Annotated in this window: 28 protein-coding genes; 7 read left to right on the top strand and 21 right to left on the bottom strand. The window is 62.2% G+C overall.

Translation table 11 applies throughout. The annotated features are described in order from the left end of the window. Positions 1 to 193 precede the first annotated feature (193 nt). On the bottom strand, positions 194 to 1,198 hold the full coding sequence (gene dusA, locus NH448_RS02785) for a tRNA dihydrouridine(20/20a) synthase DusA (RefSeq protein ID WP_290442671.1): 1,005 nt from the start codon (positions 1,196 to 1,198) through the stop codon (positions 194 to 196). 261 nt (positions 1,199 to 1,459) lie between these two features. On the opposite strand from dusA, the gene NH448_RS02780 reads away from it, so the two are divergent. Next, positions 1,460 to 2,395: a site-specific integrase gene (locus tag NH448_RS02780; protein WP_253028410.1), complete on the top strand. Its 936-nt coding sequence runs from the start codon at positions 1,460 to 1,462 to the stop codon at positions 2,393 to 2,395. Positions 2,396 to 2,445: 50 nt separating this feature from the next. On the opposite strand, the gene NH448_RS02775 is transcribed toward NH448_RS02780, so the two are convergent. From NH448_RS02775 to NH448_RS02710, 14 genes are read right to left on the bottom strand one after another with little or no spacing between them, the layout of a single operon-like run. Further along, positions 2,446 to 2,703, bottom strand: coding sequence for a pyocin activator PrtN family protein (locus NH448_RS02775; RefSeq protein ID WP_253028409.1), 258 nt, complete (start codon positions 2,701 to 2,703; stop codon positions 2,446 to 2,448). After that, positions 2,700 to 2,993, bottom strand: a complete 294-nt coding sequence (locus NH448_RS02770) for a hypothetical protein (RefSeq protein ID WP_253028408.1) — start codon at positions 2,991 to 2,993, stop codon at positions 2,700 to 2,702. Before NH448_RS02770 ends, NH448_RS02775 begins: the two co-directional genes overlap by 4 nt. Further along, the gene (locus tag NH448_RS02765; protein ID WP_253028407.1) at positions 2,990 to 3,328 is read right to left on the bottom strand and encodes a hypothetical protein; all 339 of its coding nucleotides are present in this window, start codon (positions 3,326 to 3,328) and stop codon (positions 2,990 to 2,992) included. The genes NH448_RS02770 and NH448_RS02765 overlap by 4 nt, the downstream gene beginning before the upstream one ends. Positions 3,329 to 3,337: 9 nt before the next feature. Then, positions 3,338 to 3,517 (bottom strand): hypothetical protein, encoded by a 180-nt coding sequence (locus NH448_RS02760; RefSeq protein WP_253028406.1) that lies wholly within the window; start codon positions 3,515 to 3,517, stop codon positions 3,338 to 3,340. After that, positions 3,507 to 3,722, bottom strand: a complete 216-nt coding sequence (locus tag NH448_RS02755) for a TraR/DksA family transcriptional regulator (protein ID WP_253028405.1) — start codon at positions 3,720 to 3,722, stop codon at positions 3,507 to 3,509. The genes NH448_RS02760 and NH448_RS02755 overlap by 11 nt, the downstream gene beginning before the upstream one ends. A 3-nt stretch (positions 3,723 to 3,725) precedes the next feature. Continuing rightward, complete coding sequence (locus NH448_RS02750; RefSeq protein WP_253028404.1) at positions 3,726 to 4,115, bottom strand: hypothetical protein; 390 nt, start codon at positions 4,113 to 4,115, stop codon at positions 3,726 to 3,728. Further along, on the bottom strand, positions 4,112 to 4,441 hold the full coding sequence (locus NH448_RS02745; protein WP_253028403.1) for a phage antirepressor KilAC domain-containing protein: 330 nt from the start codon (positions 4,439 to 4,441) through the stop codon (positions 4,112 to 4,114). The genes NH448_RS02750 and NH448_RS02745 overlap by 4 nt, the downstream gene beginning before the upstream one ends. 35 nt (positions 4,442 to 4,476) lie before the next feature. Then, positions 4,477 to 7,143, bottom strand: a complete 2,667-nt coding sequence (locus tag NH448_RS02740) for a toprim domain-containing protein (RefSeq protein ID WP_253028402.1) — start codon at positions 7,141 to 7,143, stop codon at positions 4,477 to 4,479. Positions 7,144 to 7,200: 57 nt separating this feature from the next. Further along, positions 7,201 to 7,590, bottom strand: a complete 390-nt coding sequence (locus NH448_RS02735; protein WP_253028401.1) for a hypothetical protein — start codon at positions 7,588 to 7,590, stop codon at positions 7,201 to 7,203. Between the two features lie 51 nt (positions 7,591 to 7,641). Continuing rightward, a complete protein-coding gene (locus tag NH448_RS02730; protein ID WP_253028400.1) occupies positions 7,642 to 7,908 on the bottom strand; it encodes an ogr/Delta-like zinc finger family protein in 267 nt (88 codons plus the stop codon). Then, positions 7,905 to 8,099, bottom strand: a complete 195-nt coding sequence (locus NH448_RS02725; RefSeq protein ID WP_253028399.1) for a hypothetical protein — start codon at positions 8,097 to 8,099, stop codon at positions 7,905 to 7,907. Before NH448_RS02725 ends, NH448_RS02730 begins: the two co-directional genes overlap by 4 nt. Positions 8,100 to 8,136: 37 nt before the next feature. Continuing rightward, positions 8,137 to 8,340, bottom strand: a complete 204-nt coding sequence (locus NH448_RS02720) for a hypothetical protein (protein WP_253028398.1) — start codon at positions 8,338 to 8,340, stop codon at positions 8,137 to 8,139. 40 nt (positions 8,341 to 8,380) lie between these two features. Then, a complete protein-coding gene (locus NH448_RS02715) occupies positions 8,381 to 8,596 on the bottom strand; it encodes a hypothetical protein (protein ID WP_253028397.1) in 216 nt (71 codons plus the stop codon). Between the two features lie 57 nt (positions 8,597 to 8,653). Continuing rightward, a complete protein-coding gene (locus NH448_RS02710; RefSeq protein ID WP_253028396.1) occupies positions 8,654 to 9,007 on the bottom strand; it encodes a hypothetical protein in 354 nt (117 codons plus the stop codon). 94 nt (positions 9,008 to 9,101) lie between these two features. On the opposite strand from NH448_RS02710, the gene NH448_RS02705 reads away from it, so the two are divergent. The 4 genes from NH448_RS02705 (at position 9,102) to NH448_RS02690 (ending at position 12,319) form a co-directional block, all read left to right on the top strand. After that, a complete protein-coding gene (locus NH448_RS02705) occupies positions 9,102 to 9,764 on the top strand; it encodes a S24 family peptidase (RefSeq protein ID WP_253028395.1) in 663 nt (220 codons plus the stop codon). A 115-nt stretch (positions 9,765 to 9,879) separates the two neighbouring features. Then, on the top strand, positions 9,880 to 10,230 hold the full coding sequence (locus NH448_RS02700) for a hypothetical protein (RefSeq protein WP_253028394.1): 351 nt from the start codon (positions 9,880 to 9,882) through the stop codon (positions 10,228 to 10,230). A gap of 86 nt (positions 10,231 to 10,316) precedes the next feature. Then, positions 10,317 to 11,303 carry a hypothetical protein gene (locus NH448_RS02695; protein WP_253028393.1) on the top strand — a complete coding sequence of 329 codons (987 nt, stop codon included), beginning with the start codon at positions 10,317 to 10,319 and terminating at the stop codon, positions 11,301 to 11,303. A gap of 41 nt (positions 11,304 to 11,344) precedes the next feature. Further along, positions 11,345 to 12,319 (top strand): HNH endonuclease, encoded by a 975-nt coding sequence (locus NH448_RS02690; protein ID WP_290442668.1) that lies wholly within the window; start codon positions 11,345 to 11,347, stop codon positions 12,317 to 12,319. 60 nt (positions 12,320 to 12,379) lie between these two features. Here the strand turns inward: NH448_RS02690 and NH448_RS02685 are convergent, their stop codons facing one another. Next, complete coding sequence (locus tag NH448_RS02685; RefSeq protein ID WP_253028391.1) at positions 12,380 to 13,657, bottom strand: Y-family DNA polymerase; 1,278 nt, start codon at positions 13,655 to 13,657, stop codon at positions 12,380 to 12,382. After that, the gene (umuD, locus tag NH448_RS02680; protein WP_366077398.1) at positions 13,654 to 14,112 is read right to left on the bottom strand and encodes a translesion error-prone DNA polymerase V autoproteolytic subunit; all 459 of its coding nucleotides are present in this window, start codon (positions 14,110 to 14,112) and stop codon (positions 13,654 to 13,656) included. The genes NH448_RS02685 and umuD overlap by 4 nt, the downstream gene beginning before the upstream one ends. A gap of 136 nt (positions 14,113 to 14,248) precedes the next feature. Here umuD and NH448_RS02675 point away from each other — a divergent pair, with 136 nt between their 5' ends. Continuing rightward, a complete protein-coding gene (locus NH448_RS02675; RefSeq protein ID WP_253028390.1) occupies positions 14,249 to 14,602 on the top strand; it encodes a S24 family peptidase in 354 nt (117 codons plus the stop codon). A 153-nt stretch (positions 14,603 to 14,755) separates the two neighbouring features. Here NH448_RS02675 and NH448_RS02670 read toward each other — a convergent pair whose 3' ends face one another. The 3 genes from NH448_RS02670 to NH448_RS02660 all read right to left on the bottom strand — a co-directional run bounded on the left by NH448_RS02670 (position 14,756) and on the right by NH448_RS02660 (position 17,392). Continuing rightward, complete coding sequence (locus tag NH448_RS02670) at positions 14,756 to 15,844, bottom strand: hypothetical protein (protein ID WP_253028389.1); 1,089 nt, start codon at positions 15,842 to 15,844, stop codon at positions 14,756 to 14,758. Between the two features lie 97 nt (positions 15,845 to 15,941). Continuing rightward, a complete protein-coding gene (locus NH448_RS02665; RefSeq protein ID WP_253028388.1) occupies positions 15,942 to 16,970 on the bottom strand; it encodes a phage late control D family protein in 1,029 nt (342 codons plus the stop codon). Next, complete coding sequence (locus NH448_RS02660) at positions 16,967 to 17,392, bottom strand: phage tail protein (protein ID WP_253028387.1); 426 nt, start codon at positions 17,390 to 17,392, stop codon at positions 16,967 to 16,969. The genes NH448_RS02665 and NH448_RS02660 overlap by 4 nt, the downstream gene beginning before the upstream one ends. A 16-nt stretch (positions 17,393 to 17,408) precedes the next feature. Here NH448_RS02660 and NH448_RS02655 point away from each other — a divergent pair, with 16 nt between their 5' ends. After that, positions 17,409 to 17,804, top strand: coding sequence for a hypothetical protein (locus NH448_RS02655; RefSeq protein ID WP_253028386.1), 396 nt, complete (start codon positions 17,409 to 17,411; stop codon positions 17,802 to 17,804). On the opposite strand, the gene NH448_RS02650 is transcribed toward NH448_RS02655, so the two are convergent. Then, positions 17,801 to 18,051: hypothetical protein (locus NH448_RS02650; RefSeq protein WP_253028385.1), on the bottom strand; the 251-nt coding region annotated here is incomplete at its 5' end. The genes NH448_RS02655 and NH448_RS02650 overlap by 4 nt on opposite strands.

Genomic DNA, 18,051 nt, shown 5'->3' with positions numbered 1-18,051 from the left:
GGGTGGCGATAGGGGTAGCGGCAGAGGTAGCGGTAGCAGTAGCGGTAGGGCTAGCGAGACAGATGTCCGGAGGGCTTGATGAAGATCGAGTCCCCAACCCCGGACCCAATAAAGAACGGCCGAGCAGATCGCTCGGCCGTTGTCTTTTTTGCAGGCCGGTTTGCCCGTGCAGCGGAGTGTCGTGCAGCCGTTGTCAGGCGCTGACGGGCTCCGGCACCAGGCCCAGGGCATCGTCGAACACCGCCAGGCCCGCGCCGTCGCGATGAGCGTTCTCCGACAGATGTCGACGGAAGCGGCGCCCGCCGGGGCAGCCCTGGAACAGGCCAAGCAGATGGCGGGTGATATGGTTGAGCTTGGCGCCTTCTTCCAGGCGGCGCTGGATGTAAGGGCGTAGCGCCATAGCGGCGGCGTGGCGACTGTCAGTAGGCCCCGGCTCGCCGTAGATCGCCTGGTCCACCTGGGCCAGCAGCCAGGGATTCTGGTAGGCCTCGCGACCCACCATCACGCTGTCGACGTGATCAAGCTGCGTCTGGCACTCCTCGAGGCTCTTGATGCCGCCGTTGATGCCGATATGCAGATCGGGGCGACTGGCCTTCAAGCGATGTACCCGCGGATAATTCAGCGGCGGCACGTCGCGGTTTTCCTTGGGGGACAGCCCCTGCAGCCAGGCCTTGCGCGCGTGCACGATAAACACCTCGCAGCCGGCGTCGGCCACCTGGGTGATAAAGCGCTCGAGATCGGCGTCCTCGTCCTGATCGTCGATCCCGATACGGCACTTCACCGTCACCGGAATCGACACCGCCTCGCGCATCGTCGCCACCGCCAGCGCCACCTTGTCCGGATGCCCCATCAGGCAGGCCCCGATCAGGTTGTTCTGGACCCTGTCGCTGGGGCAACCCACGTTGAGATTGACCTCGTCATAGCCCCACTCCTCGGCGATCGCTGCGCACTCGGCGAGTTCCCCCGGATCGCTGCCACCTAACTGCAGCGCCAGCGGATGCTCCACCTCGTCGTAGCCGAGGAAGCGCTCGCGCGGACGCCCGTGAAGGATCGCACCAGTGGTCACCATCTCGGTGTACAAGAGCGTCCGGCGCGTCAGGGTGCGCGCGAAAACGCGGTAGTCGCGTGTCGTCCAGTCCATCATAGGCGCTACTGAGAACGTCCTATCCAGCGCAGGGCGCGCGGTGCCAGTATTCATGCCGGTTGTGGCATTTGCCATATCATTCATTGCTGTTCATATTTACAGTGGTTTTGCCCTGTTTTGCCCTGTTTTGCGCCATGTGTTGGTACAAATTTGGCACACGGGGCGTTGGCAATTTGGTACATCGAGGAGGTTCGCGTGGCGACGATCAGGAAGCGTCGGCGAAAGGACGGCAGTTTCTCATACCTGGCTCAGATCCGCATCGCCCGCCGTGGGCAACCTGACCACTCCGAGTCGAGGACGTTCCCCAGGAAGGCGATGGCCGAGGAGTGGGCCAAGCGTCGCGAGCTCGAGCTGAACAGCCCCGGCGGCGTTCTCTCGGCGAAGTGGAAAGGTGTGACCCTGGACGACGCCATTGAGCGCTACCTCCATGAGTTCGCCCAGGACGCCGGCCGATCGAAGCGGGCCACCATCGAGCAGCTGCAGCGCTTCCCGATCGCGCGGGTTCAGATCAACGATCTGACCAGCGAGCAGATCATCGGTCATGCCATCATGCGACGTGACAGCGGGATCAAGCCCTCGACGATCAATCAGGACATCACTTGGCTGGGCATCATCCTCAAGACGGCCGTGGCGGCCTGGAAGATGCCGGTGGAGCTCAACGAGTTCGAGTCGGCCAAGCTGCTGATGCGAAGCAAGGGGCTGGTATCGCGCCCCGGCGCCCGGGATCGTCGGCCGACGGAGAAGGAGGTCGAGCAGATACGGGCCTACTTCCGCCGCTCGCAGCGGATCCGGCCCAGCGCTATCATCCCCATGGAAGACATCATGGACTTCGCCATCGCCTCCTCGAGGCGCCAGGAAGAGATCACCCGGCTCACTTGGTCAGATCTCGACGAGCACGCCATGACCTGCTGGGTGCGTGATGCCAAGCACCCGCGGCAGAAGTGGGGCAACCACAAGCGGTTCAAGCTGAGCCACGAGGCCATGGCCATCATCCAGCGACAGCCGCGCGCACAGGGCGAGGAGAGGATCTTCCCCTACAACGGCAAGTCGATCGGCACTCGCTGGCGGGCGGCGACGGCGGCTTGTGGCATCGAGGATCTGCGCTTTCATGATCTGCGACATGAGGCGACGTCGCGGTTGTTCGAGGCGGGGTACGAGATCGTGGAAGTGCAGCAGTTCACCTTGCATGAGAGCTGGGATGTGTTGAAGCGATACACCCACCTGAGGCCGGAGAATCTGCAGCTTCGCTAGACTTATACCGTTATCTACTTCTCTGCGAAGCCGCCCCGTAGGGCGGCAGTTCACTCGTTCACTCGCTTCCACATCTCGTGTGCCTCAGCGCGTCGCCTGTCCAGGTAGTCGGCCAAGTCCACCGCGCTGACCAGCCAGGGAGCCTTCTGGGAGTCGCCGGCGCGATAGGCGGGAATCGGCAGGGCCTGTGCCCCAGCACGCATGCCGGCGGTGCGAGCGCTGATGCCGAAGTAGCGTGGGGCTACCTCCTCGAGGGGCAATTCGGCCCGGCCGTTGAACTCGGCGAGAAGACCGAAGTAGGTGTTCATGGGCGACCTCCTTGTTGAAGCTTCCAGCGCCCGAAGCGCTGGCCGATGGAGCGAAATGTGTCGGCAGCCTGTCGATCGTGATCCAGCTCCGCGCGGCTCTCGATGCTGCAAGCGGCACAAAGCCACTCGCGTGCATCCTGCTCGTTGTGGGTGCCGTCGGGCAGCTGGCTCTCGCTCAGGCCGAACTTGTGGCGTCGGCGGCGATCCAGGTAAAGCCGGAAACGCTCATCTCTGCACAGCATGGCTGCTTGGCGGGCCAGCTGCCCACCCTTGGTGGTGGCCTGATTCATGACGCCACTCCCTCCCGATGAGCGCCATGTTGCTCAGTTTGAGGCGCCTGCACCCGGGCCTGTGCAGTATTTTGCCCATCCTCCGCTATCTGCGCTCTTTGAATCGCGCTGTCGCGCTGGCACTGCACATGCAGCAGTTCTTCCTCGGCTTCCCGTGCCCGCACCGCCAGCTTGTCGCGTTCGGCATCGTTCTCCACGATCCAGGCGCTCAGCTGGCTGTTCTGGTTCTCGAGTTCGGCGAGCTGGGCACGAAGTCCCAGCACCTCGCGGGCCAGGCTATGAGTGGTGCGGCTGGCCGCCATGTTGGCGGCTTCGTCGACTGGGATGATGCTCATGGCGGTCTCCTAGAAGCCCATCCGATCGGGCGCCGCGGCGGCACCCTGGTGAGTGGTGTGGATCTCGATCTTCTTCACGATCGGGGTGGCGATGCTGGTGAGCCCGACTCCCAGCTGAAACGCCACGCCCAGGGCAAACACGAAGGCGATTAGCTTGGCGGCCTCGCGTGGCGTGGTTTTAGCGGACATGGCGTTGCTTCCCTTCGCGGATGGACTGGCACTCGATGCAGGTGGTCGCCCAGGGCGCGGCCTGGCGGCGTGCCGCGGGGATCTCGTCGCCGCATTCCTCGCACTCGTCGTCGACCGCAGGGGCGCTTGGCAGGCGATGGTGGGCGAGGGCGCCTTCCATGCGGCGTTCCATCATCTCGGTGGCGATGTCGGCGTTGTCGGCCATGGGTCAGTCCTCGTCCTCGTGGGTTTCGATCAGCCAGAAGCGCTGCATCAGGCGGTCGCCGTCGTCCAAGTACTCGTGCAGCTCGCGGCCGGTGTAGGTAGCCCATTCGATGACGACCAGGGCGGCGTCCTGGAGGTCCCGGTCGATCACGCGCAGGCGCGTGAGCTCGAGCGGCCATTCGGGGCCGTTGTAGACGGCGAGCAGCAGGCGCCGGCAGTGATGGCTCTGGCCGCTGTCGCCCTGGGCGACCTGGGCCAGTCGGTTCAGCGCCGTGGGGCCGAGCTTCTCGACCCTGGCCAGGCGCTTTTTGGCGTCGGCCTCGGCGGCGTGCATGGCTTCCAGGGCCTGGCGGTTTCGTTTGCTCAGGCGCTGGGTGAGGTTGGGCATGGTCATGAGGCGCTCCTTGCGTGGTGGGGTTGTGTCACTGTCCGGCGGGTGTGGTGCGCGGGCAGGTGGTCGATGGCGATGCCGAGCCGGTCGGCGATGTGATCGAGGCCGGCATCGGTGAGTTCGGTGCGGCCGTAGTGGGTCCAGCCGCAGACGGGGTGCCAGTAGACGCCGGTGGCCACCAGCACCAGGCGTGTGTTGCCGCGGTAGCGATCGACCGGCAGGTTGTCGTCGCCCAGCACACCGGCCTGGCGCAGCCGGCGGGCCAGGGTGTTGCGCCCCAGGTTGAGCAGCGGGGCGGCCTGGTCGAGGGTGTAGGTGCGGTGTGGCATGGCGGTCTCCTTTCCTCTCTCGGTCAGGCCTGTTCTCAGGCTTGAAAGACCCAGCACTTCACGCTGGCGTTACCCAGGCGGATCTGGCTGCGGACGGTGCGGTTGGCGTCGACGAACTTCCGGGTCTTGCTGGACTTGAGGTAGCGCTTAAGCTCGCGTACCTCGGGGATGCGCAGCTTGTAGTCGGCGCAGCGGCGCTCGAAGTCCTTGAGGTTGATGGCCACCAGGTCGCTGTTCTTGCCGTAGTGGTTGAGCAGCGGCTCCTCGGAGAGCCCCTCGAGGTACTCGACGGCCTCCCAGAACTCGGCGACCAGCGGGTGATCGGCATTGATGGACTGCTGACGCTCGCGGCCCATCTCCCGCACGTGGCCGCAGGCCATGTCGATCGTTTGGGCGTCGAACAGGCCCAGCCCCCCGGGACCGAGGCACTCCACCAGGGCCATCAGCTGGCCGTGGCACTTGGCGATGCGCAGCACCTTGATGTCGGGGTCTTCGGCGAGGCGCTCGGCGTATTCCCTGGCCCGCTGGGTGATCAGTTCGAGCAGCTCGGCCTCGCGCTTGGCCACGTCCAGGGCGAACTGGCTGACATGCTCGAGCTCGGTCTTCTCCAGGGCCTCGGCCAGTTCCTTGGTCTGGCGGGTCTGGCCCTCGCGGGTGAAGTGCAGGTGGCAGATGCGCGTCTGGATTGCCTCGCCGGCCTGCACGGCGGCGTTCTGGCTGATCACGATGCTGCCGCGGAAGGGCGGCTCGTAGGTGTCGTTGCCGCCGTTCTTCACGCCGCGGGCGCGGATCGAGCGGCCGTTGAAGGCGGTCTTGAGCTCGTCCCAGTCGAACTGCTTCTGCTTGGCACCGCCTTCCTGCTCGCGGTCGGACTCGATCAGCACCACCGGCAGGTTGGCCACCTGAGCGAAGTTGCGGGCGCGCGCTGGCATGGTGGCCTTGCTGGGGTCGAAGCCCTCGTAGTCGCGGCGGCCGACCAGCTTCCAAAGGAACTCGATGAGAGTGGACTTGCCGGCGCCGGCCTCACCGACGATCTCCAGGAATGGGAAGCTGCCCATGGCGCCGCGGATCTGCTCGGCCAGCAGGCTGCCCAGCCAGTAGGCGGTGGCCACCACGCCCTTGGCGCCGAAGGCGCCGAGCAGCTGGCGGGTCCAGTCGGTACGGTAGGCCTCACGGTCGGGGTTCAGGTGCAGGGTGACCGACTGACTCAGCGTCTTGAGGTGCTTGCTCGGCGAGAGCGGGAAGTAGTCCTCGGCGTTGATCGGCACGACCTTGCCACCGGCCACGGCGAGATCGCCGAACACATAGGCCCCGTGCTCCTTGCTGTAGCCGATGTAGTCGATCGTCTCTACCGTCTTGATGTTGCCGATCTGGTCCTGGAGCAGGGTGTCGAGCTGCTGGCTGGTGCCGGTCCACACCGCGCCCGGGGCCACGCCGAGCAGGCGCTTCTTGTACTCGCTGGCACTGGCCAGCTGCCCGCCGCTGAAGGTGTTCTTCACCGCCGGCCGGCCGTCGGGGAACTCGATGCGGTAGTAGTACCAGCTCTCGTCGGTGACGGCGTTGGCCTGGTAGTAGAGTGCCGAGGGGAAGCAGGTGCAGATGCGCTTCACGCTGCCGGCCTGCTCCAGGGCGGCGTCGCGCAAGGCCGGGTCCAAACTCTGCTGGTCGTCGCCGTCGGCGCCCTCGGCGCGCACCGCGCGGTCGAAGGCATCCATGTCCAGCTTCCACCACCAGATCTGGCGCTTGAACTCGAACCAGCACTCGCGGCGTTCGGTGCGCCTGTAGAGGATCATCGCCTTGGCCATAGCCGTTGGGGCCAGCAGCAGGTCGCCGTGGTAGCGGTAGGTGGCGTAGTGTTCGACTGTCAGCTCGCCGCGCTGGTGGGCGTCGTTCCAGTCATGCTTGCCGCCGCCGGGGATCTGCGCGGCGCGGCACTCCCAGCCCTCGGCGCGGGCGCGCTTCACGTGCTTGAGGGTGGCGTTCTGGCCGGCGCGGTTGCTGTCCAGCGCCCACACCAGGGTGGGGCGGGCGCCGCCTTCGGCGTGGGCGGCATCGGCCAGGGCCTTGAGCGCGTGCTCGGGGTAGTTGGCGCAACTCATCGCCGACACGGCGGCCTTGCCGTGGTGGTAGTGGGCGATGGCGTCGAAGATGCCCTCGACGATCCACACCTCGTCGCCGGTGGCTAGGTCGGCGGTGGTCAGCGCCGGCGGCTGCCACCAATAGCCCTTGTAGGCGCCGTTAAAGTTGGCCTTCTGCTTGCCGAAGCGCTCGGGCCGGTCGAGTAGGCGCTCCCAGTAGGCGCCACCGGGCAGGGTGAAGCGCACCGTGGTGGTGCCGCCGATGCCCGGCTTCCAGTAGCTCTCCTGGGTGTACCAGCCGCGGATGCGCTCCAGCTCGAAGCCGCGGCCGTCGCGCAGGTAGCCGTCGGCCACCGGCGTGGCGCTCTCGGCCCGGCGTTCGGGCAGGTCGTAGCGTTCCGTCCAGCTGGAGAACAGCTCCGGGAACAGCGCCTTCACGTGCACCTGGCTGCCGCAGTGGTTCTCGCGCCCGCACTTGAGCATCCACGGCTGCTCGGCCTGGATGAAGGCCTCGCGCTTGCCGCACTCCGGGCACTGCACTTTCTGCAGGTAGTCGCCCCGGTCTTCGGCGCGAAAGTCGCGTTTCAAGCGCGCAACGATGTCCTGGCGCAGCGATGGATTCACGCTGGGCCTCCTTTTACTCGTGAACGGGGAGGGTGTTGCAGGGCGCCGGGCGCCGGGTCAGTGCTCGAGGACGACGGGGCGGCGCCGATCGCGATCGACGACCACAGCGCGATCGTCCTGGCGGGCCTGCTCGAGAACGCGCATCAGGTCGGTGACGGTGAACACCACCGGGCGGCCGCCCTCGGTGCGCAGCACCACCACATACGAGGTGCAGGCATCGATGTCGATGCGGGCGGTCTGGTTGGTGGCTTCCAGATCGGCGTAGGCCTGAATGGCCACCAGCTCGGCGTTTACCTCGGTCATCTCGTGGTCGACGACCAGGTGCTCGATGCAGTTGGCCAGGGCGTTGACGCGGTTCTCCCAGCGGTCGCGGAACAGGCGCGCGGCAGCGATGTTGTGCGGGTCCTGGTGCTGGGCGATGGCGGTGACGTTGCTCATGGCATCCATGTGGCGTTCCTTCCGTAATGGGCTTGTCTCGTGGTGTTCGGTGGCGGCGTGTTACGCGCTAGCGGTGGACGGCTGCGACATGACCAGCTTCCGCAGGCGCGGCACGAACGGCAGCGTCACCGACGGGTTGGGGATGTCGCTGGGCGCGATGGTATGGGTAATCTCGATCGACGCCTTGCCACGCCAGCCGCAGGCCTCGTTGCGGCATTCGAAGACCGCCTCGCGGTACACCGGCGTGAGGCCCTGGCTCTTACGGATGCGCAGGTTCTGGCCGCAGTGCGGGCACGGGATGCGTGGGCGGATCGGGGCTTCGCTCATTGATGACCTCCTTGTGAGTTCACGGGGTAGAGGGCTCGGCCGCGTCCGGTAAGCCCCTGGGCGCCTCGGCGGATGCGCCGGCGCAGCAGCCACTCAGCGGCTTGCTCTCGGGTTTCCAGGCCCTGCTGCTCGCGAATGGCGTCGAGCACGGCCGTCATGTCCTGGTCGAGCTCCGTGGGTTGTTCCGGCATGGGGAACCTCGAATGCACGGTGGATGTGGTGCTGGGTTTATCCCGCGCTGGCGGCGATAGTGTTGGTGAGCGCGGCAAGATCGACACCCAGCACCTCTTGGGCTTCTTTCATCATCATCTGGCGCATCACCTCGGCTTTGGGTACGCCCAGGTAGTTGGCCAGCGCGGTGATCACGTCGGCTTCGTACTGGTCGAGGTAAACGGTGGCCTTGGTGCGAACGCGTTTCGGGTCCTGGTACATGGCGGAATTCCTTATGCGGCAATACAGGACAGGGGATGGGTCAGGTGCGCGAGGCTTGTTCGGTCTCGGCTTCGTACTGCTCGAGGCCCTTGAGCAGCAGCAGGCGAGAGGTGGCGGAGAGCGAGCGCATTTCCAGCTCGGCGATGCCTTCCAGGCGCTGCCGCTCGGTTTCCGTGAGGTGGGTCATCACCGGGCGATTACAGCCTTTGGGCGCCCGGCTCACGGTGGGGGGAACGATGGTTTCGGGATGGCTCATCGGTTAGGCTTCCTTAATGGAGTGAAAGACAGTTCTGCACTGTTTCTGGACGCGGCATCAGCGCTCATAGAGCGCGGCGTACTTGCGCTGGGTGAAGTGCTCTTCCAGGTGGCCGCGAAGGCTGGCGAGTGCGTCCTCGATGGCGTCGTCGTCCCAGCGGGCGGCGATCGGCTCGCAGGACAGCCGGGCAGTGGCGTCAGCCAGGGTGCGCTCCTCGAACGTCTCGAGGTCGGCCAGAGGGTCGCCGTCGCTGAACTTCGGTGAGGTGTAGCGCAGCAGTGCCATGCGCATGCTAGGCGAGCACTTGGCGAGCTCGACGCGCAGGCCGCGGACGTACAGCTCGGGCGGGGCGTTCTCGTGCAGCTCGCGGGCAGCGCGCGCTGCGGGAGTAATCATTTCGGGGTGGGCCATGGCAGTGGCTCCCTTCGCCGATGAACGTATGTGCATTTAGGAGTGAAAGCTAATGCACGAATGTGCATTTGTCAAAGGGACTGAAGGAGTCCGTGTGACGATCCATGAGCGTCTGAAGGAAGAGAGGCTGCGTTTGGGCCTATCTCAAGATGAGTTCGCTGCTCTTGCAGGCGTGTCAAAGCGTGCACAGGCGAACTATGAGAAGGACCGGAGCCCTCAGGCGGACTACCTCGCAGCCCTAGACAGCGAGGGGGTCGACACCCACTACGTGCTGACGGGGCGTCGGAGTGATGATCCAGCTCAGCCCGAGTTCGAGATGTCCGAGCTCACGGTCAGTTCAGGGCTATCACCCGTGGCCATGTACGACATCGAGGCCGCGGCCGGCGATGGCCGCTCGCTCGAGCGGGAGGAAGTCGAGTCCACGCTGTATTTCCCCACAGAGCAGCTCGCCGCCCAGGGGCTCGACCCGGCTCAGGTGGTCGGGGTGAAGGTCCGCGGCGACTCGATGGACGGCACGCTGGCCGACGGCGACTGGGTGCTGGTAGACCGCAGCAGTCGCGATCCGCACCCGGAAGGGGTGTTCCTGCTGCTCGTACACGGCGAGCGGCGCATCAAGCGCGTGCAGCGCGTCGCCGGCGGCGCCTGGCTGCTGATCAGCGACAATCCGCGCTACGAGAAGGAAATGATCAAGCCGCAGGACATGAAGGACGTGGAGATCCTGGGGCGGTGTGAGATTCGGATTGGGCGGATCTCTTAACGATAGAACGGCATTCCTCAAAGATGGGAAGGCACAGGCGCGGCGGGAGGTCGCCGCGTTCAATAAGAAGTCGCCCGAAAAGGGCGGAGCAACGCAGGCGCAAGGAGGCGTAGGGATGGAGACCGCTGTTACGTGGATCTACTTTGTAGGTGTTGCTGCATTCTTGTTCTGGATCTGGGGGTTGCTTTCGGGTCCTTCCGCAACACAGATGGAAATCGCTCCTGATGATCTAAGTGGTGCATGGCCACTGACTGTCGATGAAGTCCAAGCTTACTGCCCAGGTGGTGTCATGGCAGCGGTTGAGGTCAATGGTAAACGCTATGGGATTAATGGACCGGCGTCTACTTACGGTGAACAGCATGGGTGGCCCCCTATTGAAGACATTTGGAAGCAGGGCGATCTGGTCCCACGGGTAAGTATCTCCGAGCTGATAAGCGTCGTCCGTGACCGTTGCGTCGACGCTTGAATGGTGAGTTGCGCATGAGAAGGTCGCTGAGGGGGCAATCCTCCAATGCTGGGCCATGTCGCACTGTTGAAAGGGGGATCTTCTAGATGGATAAGCCCTATACCTTCAAGGATAGATCTGAGGTGATGAGCCTAGAAGGAGTTCAAGACTCCCCTGGAGTTGGACCGAAGAATTTTTCAGCGCTGCTAGGTGATTATCACTTCCCCGATGACACTCTGCCTCTCAAATGCTGTTGTTTTAAGCCAGGTGGCCGCCTTTGTGGGCAAGACCATCGAAATGGCTATGTAGTAGAGCTCACTGATGGTAGGAAGTCCCTGCTTGGAAGTACTTGTGTAAATGAATTTGGAGATGGCGGTAATCTAAGTCGGTTGATCAGTCAACACAATAACCAGAAGCGGTATGAAGAGCGCATCACGTTTGTTAACAATTGTTATTACTCTAAGGAGTTGATGGCTGGCAGGTTAAGTACAGCGCTTTCAGAGATGAAAGAAGTCGTTGAGTATTTTAGGGGGTTTAAGCGGTCGGTTCCTGAAAGCGTAATGAGAAAGCTGGAAGGCATGGCAAGGCAGGGTTCTGGGAAGGTCTTAGTTGAGCTTATCTCTTTCAAAGAGAGTGTGGATGAGAGAACCGGAGAGGTTGAGCGTGAACCATACGTAACTCCCCACACTGTCGGCCAGCTGCCAGGATTGAAGTTTTTCCATTCAGGTTTTTGGCAAAGTTTAATGGGTAAGCTTGAGGATATGTTGCATCTTGTCAAAAGTCTGGAATATATGGAAAGGGGGAAGACTGGCTACAAAAAAGTAGCGACGCTGTATAAGAAGCTGGAAGAAGAATCTGCGCTTCTTTCTGAGGTTAGTAGCTATGTTGGAGAAAAGCACCTGTTTGAAAAGTCAGAAAAGAAGCCGCTTTGCTTTCTTGTGCCAAAGCAAGAAGAAAGGGTCAAGATGGTTAGGATGTGGTGGATGGAGTCCCAAGGAGAGCCGCTTTCGACTGCTGCTGCAAAACAAAAGCTCAGAGAGTTGGATGATGATTTGAAAGCCTCCTTCGGTGCCGAAGAGCTTAGAATCCCTTAAAGCAGCATAATTGATTGTTCTGTTCTTCCTTAGAGGTCAAGATGAGTAAATGCATTATTTGCAACAAAACTCCCCAAGGTGATAATTGCTTGACTGAGGAGCATGTTGTTCCTGAGTTTTTAGGTGGAAGTATAAAGAGGAAGAACACCTGTAAGTCTTGTAATAGTAAGATGGGTAATGGTTTTGAGTCTGTGGTAGAAAAAAGCTTTATATTTCAGCTTTTTTCGTACAGATATGGAGTGGTGAAGAAATCTGGAGCTTCGAAGAACCCCTTGGCCGGTGATTACGATGTAGATGGGAGAAAAATCGAGTTTGGCGAGGATGGAGAGGTTAAGGTTAAGTTTACAGGGTTTGAAGAGGTTGAAAATGAAGACGGAGTGACGGTTTATTCAGCCATTTTAGATGAATCTGATATCGATATGGCAAAGGCGGCGCTTGCTAAAAAAATATTCAGGAAAGGTGGTGGTGACGGTGAGACGATAAGCAGGGGGCAAGCCAAAAAGATAGCTGAAAAATTCATTAGTGAAAATGAGTTTAAAAAAGAGAGCTATCGTCCTCATTTAAGTAAAAGAGTTGAGATGGATCAGAAGTTTTTTGATTCCTTGGTTTTGCTTTTTGTTAAAGTTTGCTATGAGTCTCTTTGCTTGTTAGATCCTGGTTTTCTCTCTGAAAGGGTTCCGCAGCAGATGAGAAAGTCTTTGGACAAGCATATGTTGAGCAAGAAAATTGAAAGTAATGTGCGGTTTATGAGTGATTTTCCGGCGGTGGATGATTACTTATTGGATGGGCAGAATTATGTGATTTTTCTTGGGCAGTATTGTGTCATGCGGTTGGGGCCGTTTAATGCGATTGTGATTCTCGAGTCTTCTTTGGAAGAGCCGAGTTTTTTGGCAAGCCCAGGGGTTAAGAAGTCAAGGCATGGTGATTTCACACAATTTATCGCTTTCTTGGAAGAGAATGTGGTTAAGAACAAGCATAAATCTTTTGCCTTTCCTCCCCCTCCGTTCTTATCATAATGTTTTTGGCTCAGTTCCGGCGGGCTTCAGAAGAAGCCCGCTGCTAAGGACGGCCGACCTTCATGCTTTCACTTTCCTCAGCTCTCGCCACTGCGTCGTCCATCGCGGCGTGCGGTGCGCGCAGCGCAGTTGCCAGGCGGCGTTCTGGCGCGGCACGCCCAGGCGCACGGTTCCCTTGCCCATCTTTCCGTTGAGCTCGTCCAGGGTGGCCATCAGCTTGTGGTCGCGCTCGCGTTGGGCTTCCCGCTCGGGCGTATCGAGCAGCGATAGCTGCTCGCGGTTGGCGTCCACCAGGTCGAGCAGCATCACGCCGGCCTTCATGAAGCGATACCCGCGGCGATAGATCGCCTCGAGCCCCTGCTGGGCGGCGGCCAGGATCGGCCGGCTGTCGTCGGTGGGCTCGGGCAGTTCGACGACGACGCTGGGCGAATACTGGGGCAGGTCGGGCCGGTGTCGGTTGGTCTTGAGGAAGACGAGCACGGCGCGGGCGTGGCTGTCCTGCTGGCGGAGCTTCTCGGCGCCGCGCTGGGCGTGCTGGCGGATGGCGTCCTGCAGGTCGCCTAGCTCGCCGGTGAGGCGGCCGAAGGAGCGTGAGGTCATGATGCGATGACGGGGCTCGCTGGCGTCGTTGAGCTCGATGCAGGGCGTGCCCTGGAGCTCGCGCACGGTGCGCTCGAGGGTGACGGAGTAGCGCCGGCGGATGGCCTTGGGGTCGGCCTGGCGAAGATCCCAAGCGGTCTCGATGTCCTGCAGGGCCAGCCGCTCGACCAGCCGCCGTCCGACGCCCCACACGTCGCCCAGGGCGGTGCGCTCGAGCAGGCGGTGGGTGTGGTCGCCGTCGGCGTGCATCACGCACACGCCCTGGTATTCCGGCAGCTTCTTGGCGGCACGGTTGGCCAGTTTGGCCAGGGTACGGGTGGGCGCCACGCCGACGCAGACGGGGATGCCGGTGAATTGGCGCACGTTGCGGTAGAGCGTGCGCGCCAGGGCCTGGGTGGTGGCGGCGTCGAAACCGTCGAAGCGTACGAACATCTCGTCGATGGAGTAGGGCTCGACGCCGGCGGAGAACTCCTCGAGGACCTCGCGCACCCGGGCGCTCATGTCGCCGTAGAGCTCGTAGTTGGACGAGAGCAGGTGGATGCGGCTTTGGTTGACCCACTGTTGCAGCTCGAAGGCCGGGGTGCCCATCTCGACGCCCAGGGCCTTGAGCTCGTTGGAGCGGGCGATCACGCAGCCGTCGTTGTTGGACATCACGCCCACCGGCAGGCCCTCGAGCCGCGGCTGGAACACGCGCTCGCAGCTCACGTAGACGTTGTTGCAGTCCACCAGCCCGATCATACGGCGTACTCGTGGATGACCGAGCGCACCACGCCCCACACCTGGCAGTCGAGGTCGGTGACCGGGATCGGCGCGTACTGGCTGTTGCCGGAGCACAGGTAGGGCCGCTTCCCGATCATCTCGTAGCGCTTCACGATCACCTCGCCGTCGACCAGTGCGACGACGATGTGCCCGGGGCGGGCGTCGATCGAGCGGTCTACCACCAGGGTATCGCCGTCCTGGATGCCGAACTCGACCATGCTGTCGCCGGTGACGGTCATGAAGAACGTGGCCGCGGGGCGCTTCACCAGCCGCTCGTTGAGGTCGAGCGTGCGGCCGACGTAGTCCTCCGCCGGCGAGGGGAAGCCGGAGATGCCGGCGCGGATGGTGGCCAGCGGATGGGGCAGGGCGCGGTACGGCGGTGCCGGGTGCAGATGATGGACCTCGGGATCGCGCATGGCGGTGCCTCTTGTCAAAGACTGTTTATTTATACAGTATTAGACAACAGCACACCCTTAGGCAAACGCTAATATGAACAACACGCCGGGGTCGCAGGCGGCCGGGCCCGGTATGGCGCGGCTGGTGGCAGGATCACGAATTGGCAGGGACGACATGCGAGTGAACTACCTGGGCCCGGCTTGTCTGGGCATCGACCACCCCGCACTGGAAGGCTACGACCTCTCGCGCTTCCGCCCGAGCTGCTACCTGGTGGAGGTGAGCGAGGACGCCGGCGTGGGCGGCCCGCTGATGGAAGGCGACCTGCTGGTGGTCGACGAGCAGAAGCCCGCCCAGCACGCTGACCTGGTGGTGGTGGAGTTGGACGGCGAGCAGCGGCTGTTCAGCAGCCATCGGATCGGCGGGCGGATGCGGCTGATGCCCACCGCCGGACCCACGGAGTCGATCTGGGCCCGGCAGTCGGATCTGCGGGGCGTGGTGGTGAGTCAGGCGCGGCGGTATGGGCTGTAATCGGTTGTTCATTGCACAAAAAAAGCCCTGGCATAGCCAGGGCTTTTAATACTTTCAGGTTATCGCATGAATTGCTTTGATAGTGTGGAGCTATTTGACGCATTCATATCTCGAATGTGAGAGGCTGCGCTTTGATGCACTTCCTTTACCAAGTCACGAGTCTTTTGACTGCTGTTCAGCGTCCTCGGCTTGTGGCTGTCCTGATTCGGCTGCTTCAGTAAGGTGTCCATCATCGTCGTCCTCCTCCCTCTCTGCAGTATCGTCTGCAGAGGCAATGTCGCTGGCTTGTTGCTCCAGCAGATCGTAGATATCAAAGAACGCTTTGGCGTCATGGATCATGGGATCAGTGCCAACGCTCTTGAAAAGGTGTTTCTCACAGGCTTCCTTGATGACCCCTACTAGACACTCTAGCGCACCACCAGGTTGCTCGACTGATGAAAAAAGTTGATTTTCTGCTTCTTCTTTATCAATCGCGAACCCATGCGACGGATATCCGTTGGTAAGCTTCTGAACTGCATGGGGTTTTAGGTTATCGCCACCATGGTGCTTGCTGAGGCGATCACCGTATTCACGCGCGATGCGCATGGCACGGATGAACTCACCGTACTTCATGATGTCGAGCTGGCCTGTGATGGGGCTCATAAGCTGGCCGGTGAGGTTAGTCGCTACCTCTAGGGCTTGTCTAGTGCTCAGGCCACCGTTGAAGCGAAATTCGAGGAAGTGCGAGCGCAGCAGCTCGAGCGATTGCTGGCCGATAGCGTTCAGGGCCTCCGATGGGTTGAGCCCTGAGAGGCGCTCGCCAAGCTCCTCGTTGTTGGCAACCTGTATGTCCAACGGGCCAAGCTCAGCTGTTGCCGTCATGAACAGCTTTTCGGCACCTAGGCATATCAGGGTCCCAGAGCTCTTGCAGTAGCTGGTGACGAGTACATAGAAGTTGTCATAGCTGCGCTGGAAGGCTCTGGCCATGGTGTAGGCTGCATCCGGGGAGCCGCCCCAGGTGGTGAGCCATAGAATCGCAGTGCTTTTCTTGTGCTGCGCCGGGACCTGGTCAATGACTTCTATCAGCTTCCGATCATGGGGAGCCATGATGCTGCCGGAGTAGATAAAGAGGTCCGCATCGAGTGCCAGCAAGGCTCTGCGCACGACGTCCACAGGGGATGGCGGGGCCTCACCGCTGGGAGAATTGGAATCACCTTGTGCGTTTTCACCGTCCGAAAGGAGAAATGTTTCGTAGCTCCCCATGATTGCCTCACGCTCTATGTAACAGGGCTGATACATTCTCACATCACTGATAAAGATGTATAGGGCGAGTGGAGAATTTTAAACACACCCTTTTTTATCAAATAGTTACGTTGTTTGGGCGGTTGGAAATGCTGATTTCACACTGCACACGCGTGCCAAAGCCGCTGTCGCCTAGGGAGTGCTCTACCTCGGTGACCAGCCAAGGCGTGGCGTCGATCTCGGGCTTGAAGCCGCTGACCCGCAGCGGTGACTCGGGCAGCACGTCGGCGCGGCCGTGTGCCATTGTCAGCTCGAACTCGGCCAGGCCGCGCTGGATGCGTCGCCATTCGGCCCGGGCGGCGTCCAGGGCGTCGGCTTCGCCGGCGTGGGTGGGGCGCAGCTGCTTGGCATTGTCGTCGCTGCCGGCGAGCACGCTCTGGCGCTCGGCACCGTCGGTGTCGTTCCAGAAGGCCTTCACGCCGGTGTAGGCGTCGCGGTCGGTGGTGCTGTAGCGGTGTTGGTCGCCGTCGCGGCGCGCCAGGGTGACGCCGGGCATGGCCAGGCCGTTGGCGGTCTGCGCCTCGCCGGCCTGAGTGAACAGCAGGCGCCCGCTCTTGATGGCGGCGATGGCGTCGAAGCGTTCGCCGAGCCGGGTCAGGAAGTTCAGGTCGCTCTCGTCGGTCTGGTCGATGTGCTCGAGCCGCGTGTCGGCGAGGGAGCCGCCGACGACCGGTGCCAGGCCATGGCGCTGGGCGATGGTATCGACGATCTCGGCCAGGGTGTGGCGGTGCCAGCTCTGGGTGCGCTTGCCGGGCAGCTCACCCCGGAGATCCGCCGAGCGGGCGCGGATGGTCAGCCGATCCGGCGTGCCGCTGTGCTGCACCTCGTCGACCGTGAACAGCCCCTTGTCGATCAGCCCCTCGTCCTGCCAGCCGAAGGCCACCGCCAGCCCGGCGCCGCGCCGGGGCAGGGCGAGGGCCCCGTCGTGGTCGGCCAGCACTATGTCGAGCTGGTCGGCCTCGAGGCCGCGCTGTTCGCGCAGCGTCAGGCGGATGAGGCGGCCGTTCACGCGCGGGGTGATGTCGGTGCCGCCCAGGGTGATGCGGTAGCCCGGGCGCCGGTAGCGGCGGTCGGTGGCGTCGATCATGCGTAGGCTCCCGCCAGGCGGGCGACCGCGGAGGTGGTGAGGCTGCCGATCAGGTCGGTGCGGGCGTCGTCGACGTGCTCGAGCTGCAGGGTGAACTCGATCTTCGCCGCGGCGCCGTCGCGGAAGAAGGTGCTCGAGGTTTCGTCGACGCGGGTGATGACCCACAGCCCGTATTGCTTGCCGGTGCCCTCGACCAGCGGCCAGGCCTGGCCCTGATCGGCCATGTCGCGGATCTCGTCCAGGTCGACACGCCCGCCGGTAAATTCCGGCAGCAGCTTGCCGATAAGGGTGATTCTGTCCTCGCCAGGCCCTACGTATTGATAGGCAGGCCGGTCATCAACCCGAGATTGGCTGGCGTGTCGCCAACTCGTGGAGCGCTTCAGCTGCTGGTAGGGGACAGTGTGAGTCTGGAACACAAACATACCGAGAGCCATTAGCATGACTAGACCTCTTACCCTTGGACACTACTGTGGATTGGCCGCAGTAGGGATCACTTTTTTCGTACTGCTTGCGTCCTTTCTGAATGAAAGTAAGACGCTGGCGATGGATATCATTATCGAGTCGGATCTCGATGGACTTTTCTTGTTTGTCGGTGCCGTGATCGGTGTCACAAGCAGGGGGCAGCCGTTTAAGCACCGCTATGCCCAAATGTCACTACTGGCTGGCTTGGGAATGGCCATGATCGATTTTTTCCTCACTGGGATGAACGATGCACTGAAGAGCAGCGAGGCTCTCATATGGGTTGGGCGCACTGTTGCTTTGGGGTTTTACGGACTGATGGTGCTGCTTGTATGTGGTACATACCTGGCGTTTAGTCTCCCCGATCAGGATTAATCGATATCTCGCAGCGACGAGCGCTGGCGTGCGGCGGCGCTGTGCTGGGCCTCGGCCAGCGCGCGCTGCACTTCCTGGGCGACGAGCTGGCCGATCTGGCGTTCGTCCATGCCGGGAGAGGCGGTCACCTCGATGTTGATATCGCCCACGCTGAGGCCGCCCTGGGCCTGTGGCTCGGCCCTGGACAGCGGCGGCCGGGTGTCGAAGCGAATTGGCTCCTGCGGGGCGATCGCCGGCATGGCGGCGG

It is taken from the genome of Halomonas sp. OfavH-34-E, from assembly GCF_024124525.1.
Lineage (GTDB): Bacteria > Pseudomonadota > Gammaproteobacteria > Pseudomonadales > Halomonadaceae > Halomonas > Halomonas litopenaei.
The sequence above is the reverse complement of the archived record's forward strand: the minus strand, read 5'-3'. Positions and strand labels throughout refer to the sequence as shown.

Coding starts and splice junctions, on each gene's coding strand:
- NH448_RS02780 (WP_253028410.1), top strand. CDS start 1,460: ATGGCCGAGGAGTGGGCCAAGCGTCGCGAGCTCGAGCTGAACAGCCCC.
- NH448_RS02670 (WP_253028389.1), bottom strand. CDS start 15,844: ATGGGGAGCTACGAAACATTTCTCCTTTCGGACGGTGAAAACGCACAA.
- NH448_RS02725 (WP_253028399.1), bottom strand. CDS start 8,099: ATGCCGGAACAACCCACGGAGCTCGACCAGGACATGACGGCCGTGCTC.
- NH448_RS02685 (WP_253028391.1), bottom strand. CDS start 13,657: ATGATCGGGCTGGTGGACTGCAACAACGTCTACGTGAGCTGCGAGCGC.
- NH448_RS02745 (WP_253028403.1), bottom strand. CDS start 4,441: ATGCCACACCGCACCTACACCCTCGACCAGGCCGCCCCGCTGCTCAAC.
- NH448_RS02695 (WP_253028393.1), top strand. CDS start 10,317: ATGGATAAGCCCTATACCTTCAAGGATAGATCTGAGGTGATGAGCCTA.
- NH448_RS02720 (WP_253028398.1), bottom strand. CDS start 8,340: ATGTACCAGGACCCGAAACGCGTTCGCACCAAGGCCACCGTTTACCTC.
- NH448_RS02750 (WP_253028404.1), bottom strand. CDS start 4,115: ATGACCATGCCCAACCTCACCCAGCGCCTGAGCAAACGAAACCGCCAG.
- NH448_RS02665 (WP_253028388.1), bottom strand. CDS start 16,970: ATGATCGACGCCACCGACCGCCGCTACCGGCGCCCGGGCTACCGCATC.
- dusA (WP_290442671.1), bottom strand. CDS start 1,198: ATGAATACTGGCACCGCGCGCCCTGCGCTGGATAGGACGTTCTCAGTA.
- NH448_RS02710 (WP_253028396.1), bottom strand. CDS start 9,007: ATGGCCCACCCCGAAATGATTACTCCCGCAGCGCGCGCTGCCCGCGAG.
- NH448_RS02690 (WP_290442668.1), top strand. CDS start 11,345: ATGAGTAAATGCATTATTTGCAACAAAACTCCCCAAGGTGATAATTGC.
- NH448_RS02655 (WP_253028386.1), top strand. CDS start 17,409: ATGACTAGACCTCTTACCCTTGGACACTACTGTGGATTGGCCGCAGTA.
- NH448_RS02765 (WP_253028407.1), bottom strand. CDS start 3,328: ATGAGCATCATCCCAGTCGACGAAGCCGCCAACATGGCGGCCAGCCGC.
- NH448_RS02775 (WP_253028409.1), bottom strand. CDS start 2,703: ATGAACACCTACTTCGGTCTTCTCGCCGAGTTCAACGGCCGGGCCGAA.
- NH448_RS02730 (WP_253028400.1), bottom strand. CDS start 7,908: ATGAGCGAAGCCCCGATCCGCCCACGCATCCCGTGCCCGCACTGCGGC.
- NH448_RS02715 (WP_253028397.1), bottom strand. CDS start 8,596: ATGAGCCATCCCGAAACCATCGTTCCCCCCACCGTGAGCCGGGCGCCC.
- NH448_RS02755 (WP_253028405.1), bottom strand. CDS start 3,722: ATGGCCGACAACGCCGACATCGCCACCGAGATGATGGAACGCCGCATG.
- NH448_RS02770 (WP_253028408.1), bottom strand. CDS start 2,993: ATGAATCAGGCCACCACCAAGGGTGGGCAGCTGGCCCGCCAAGCAGCC.
- NH448_RS02660 (WP_253028387.1), bottom strand. CDS start 17,392: ATGTTTGTGTTCCAGACTCACACTGTCCCCTACCAGCAGCTGAAGCGC.
- NH448_RS02760 (WP_253028406.1), bottom strand. CDS start 3,517: ATGTCCGCTAAAACCACGCCACGCGAGGCCGCCAAGCTAATCGCCTTC.
- NH448_RS02700 (WP_253028394.1), top strand. CDS start 9,880: ATGGAGACCGCTGTTACGTGGATCTACTTTGTAGGTGTTGCTGCATTC.
- NH448_RS02675 (WP_253028390.1), top strand. CDS start 14,249: ATGCGAGTGAACTACCTGGGCCCGGCTTGTCTGGGCATCGACCACCCC.
- NH448_RS02735 (WP_253028401.1), bottom strand. CDS start 7,590: ATGGATGCCATGAGCAACGTCACCGCCATCGCCCAGCACCAGGACCCG.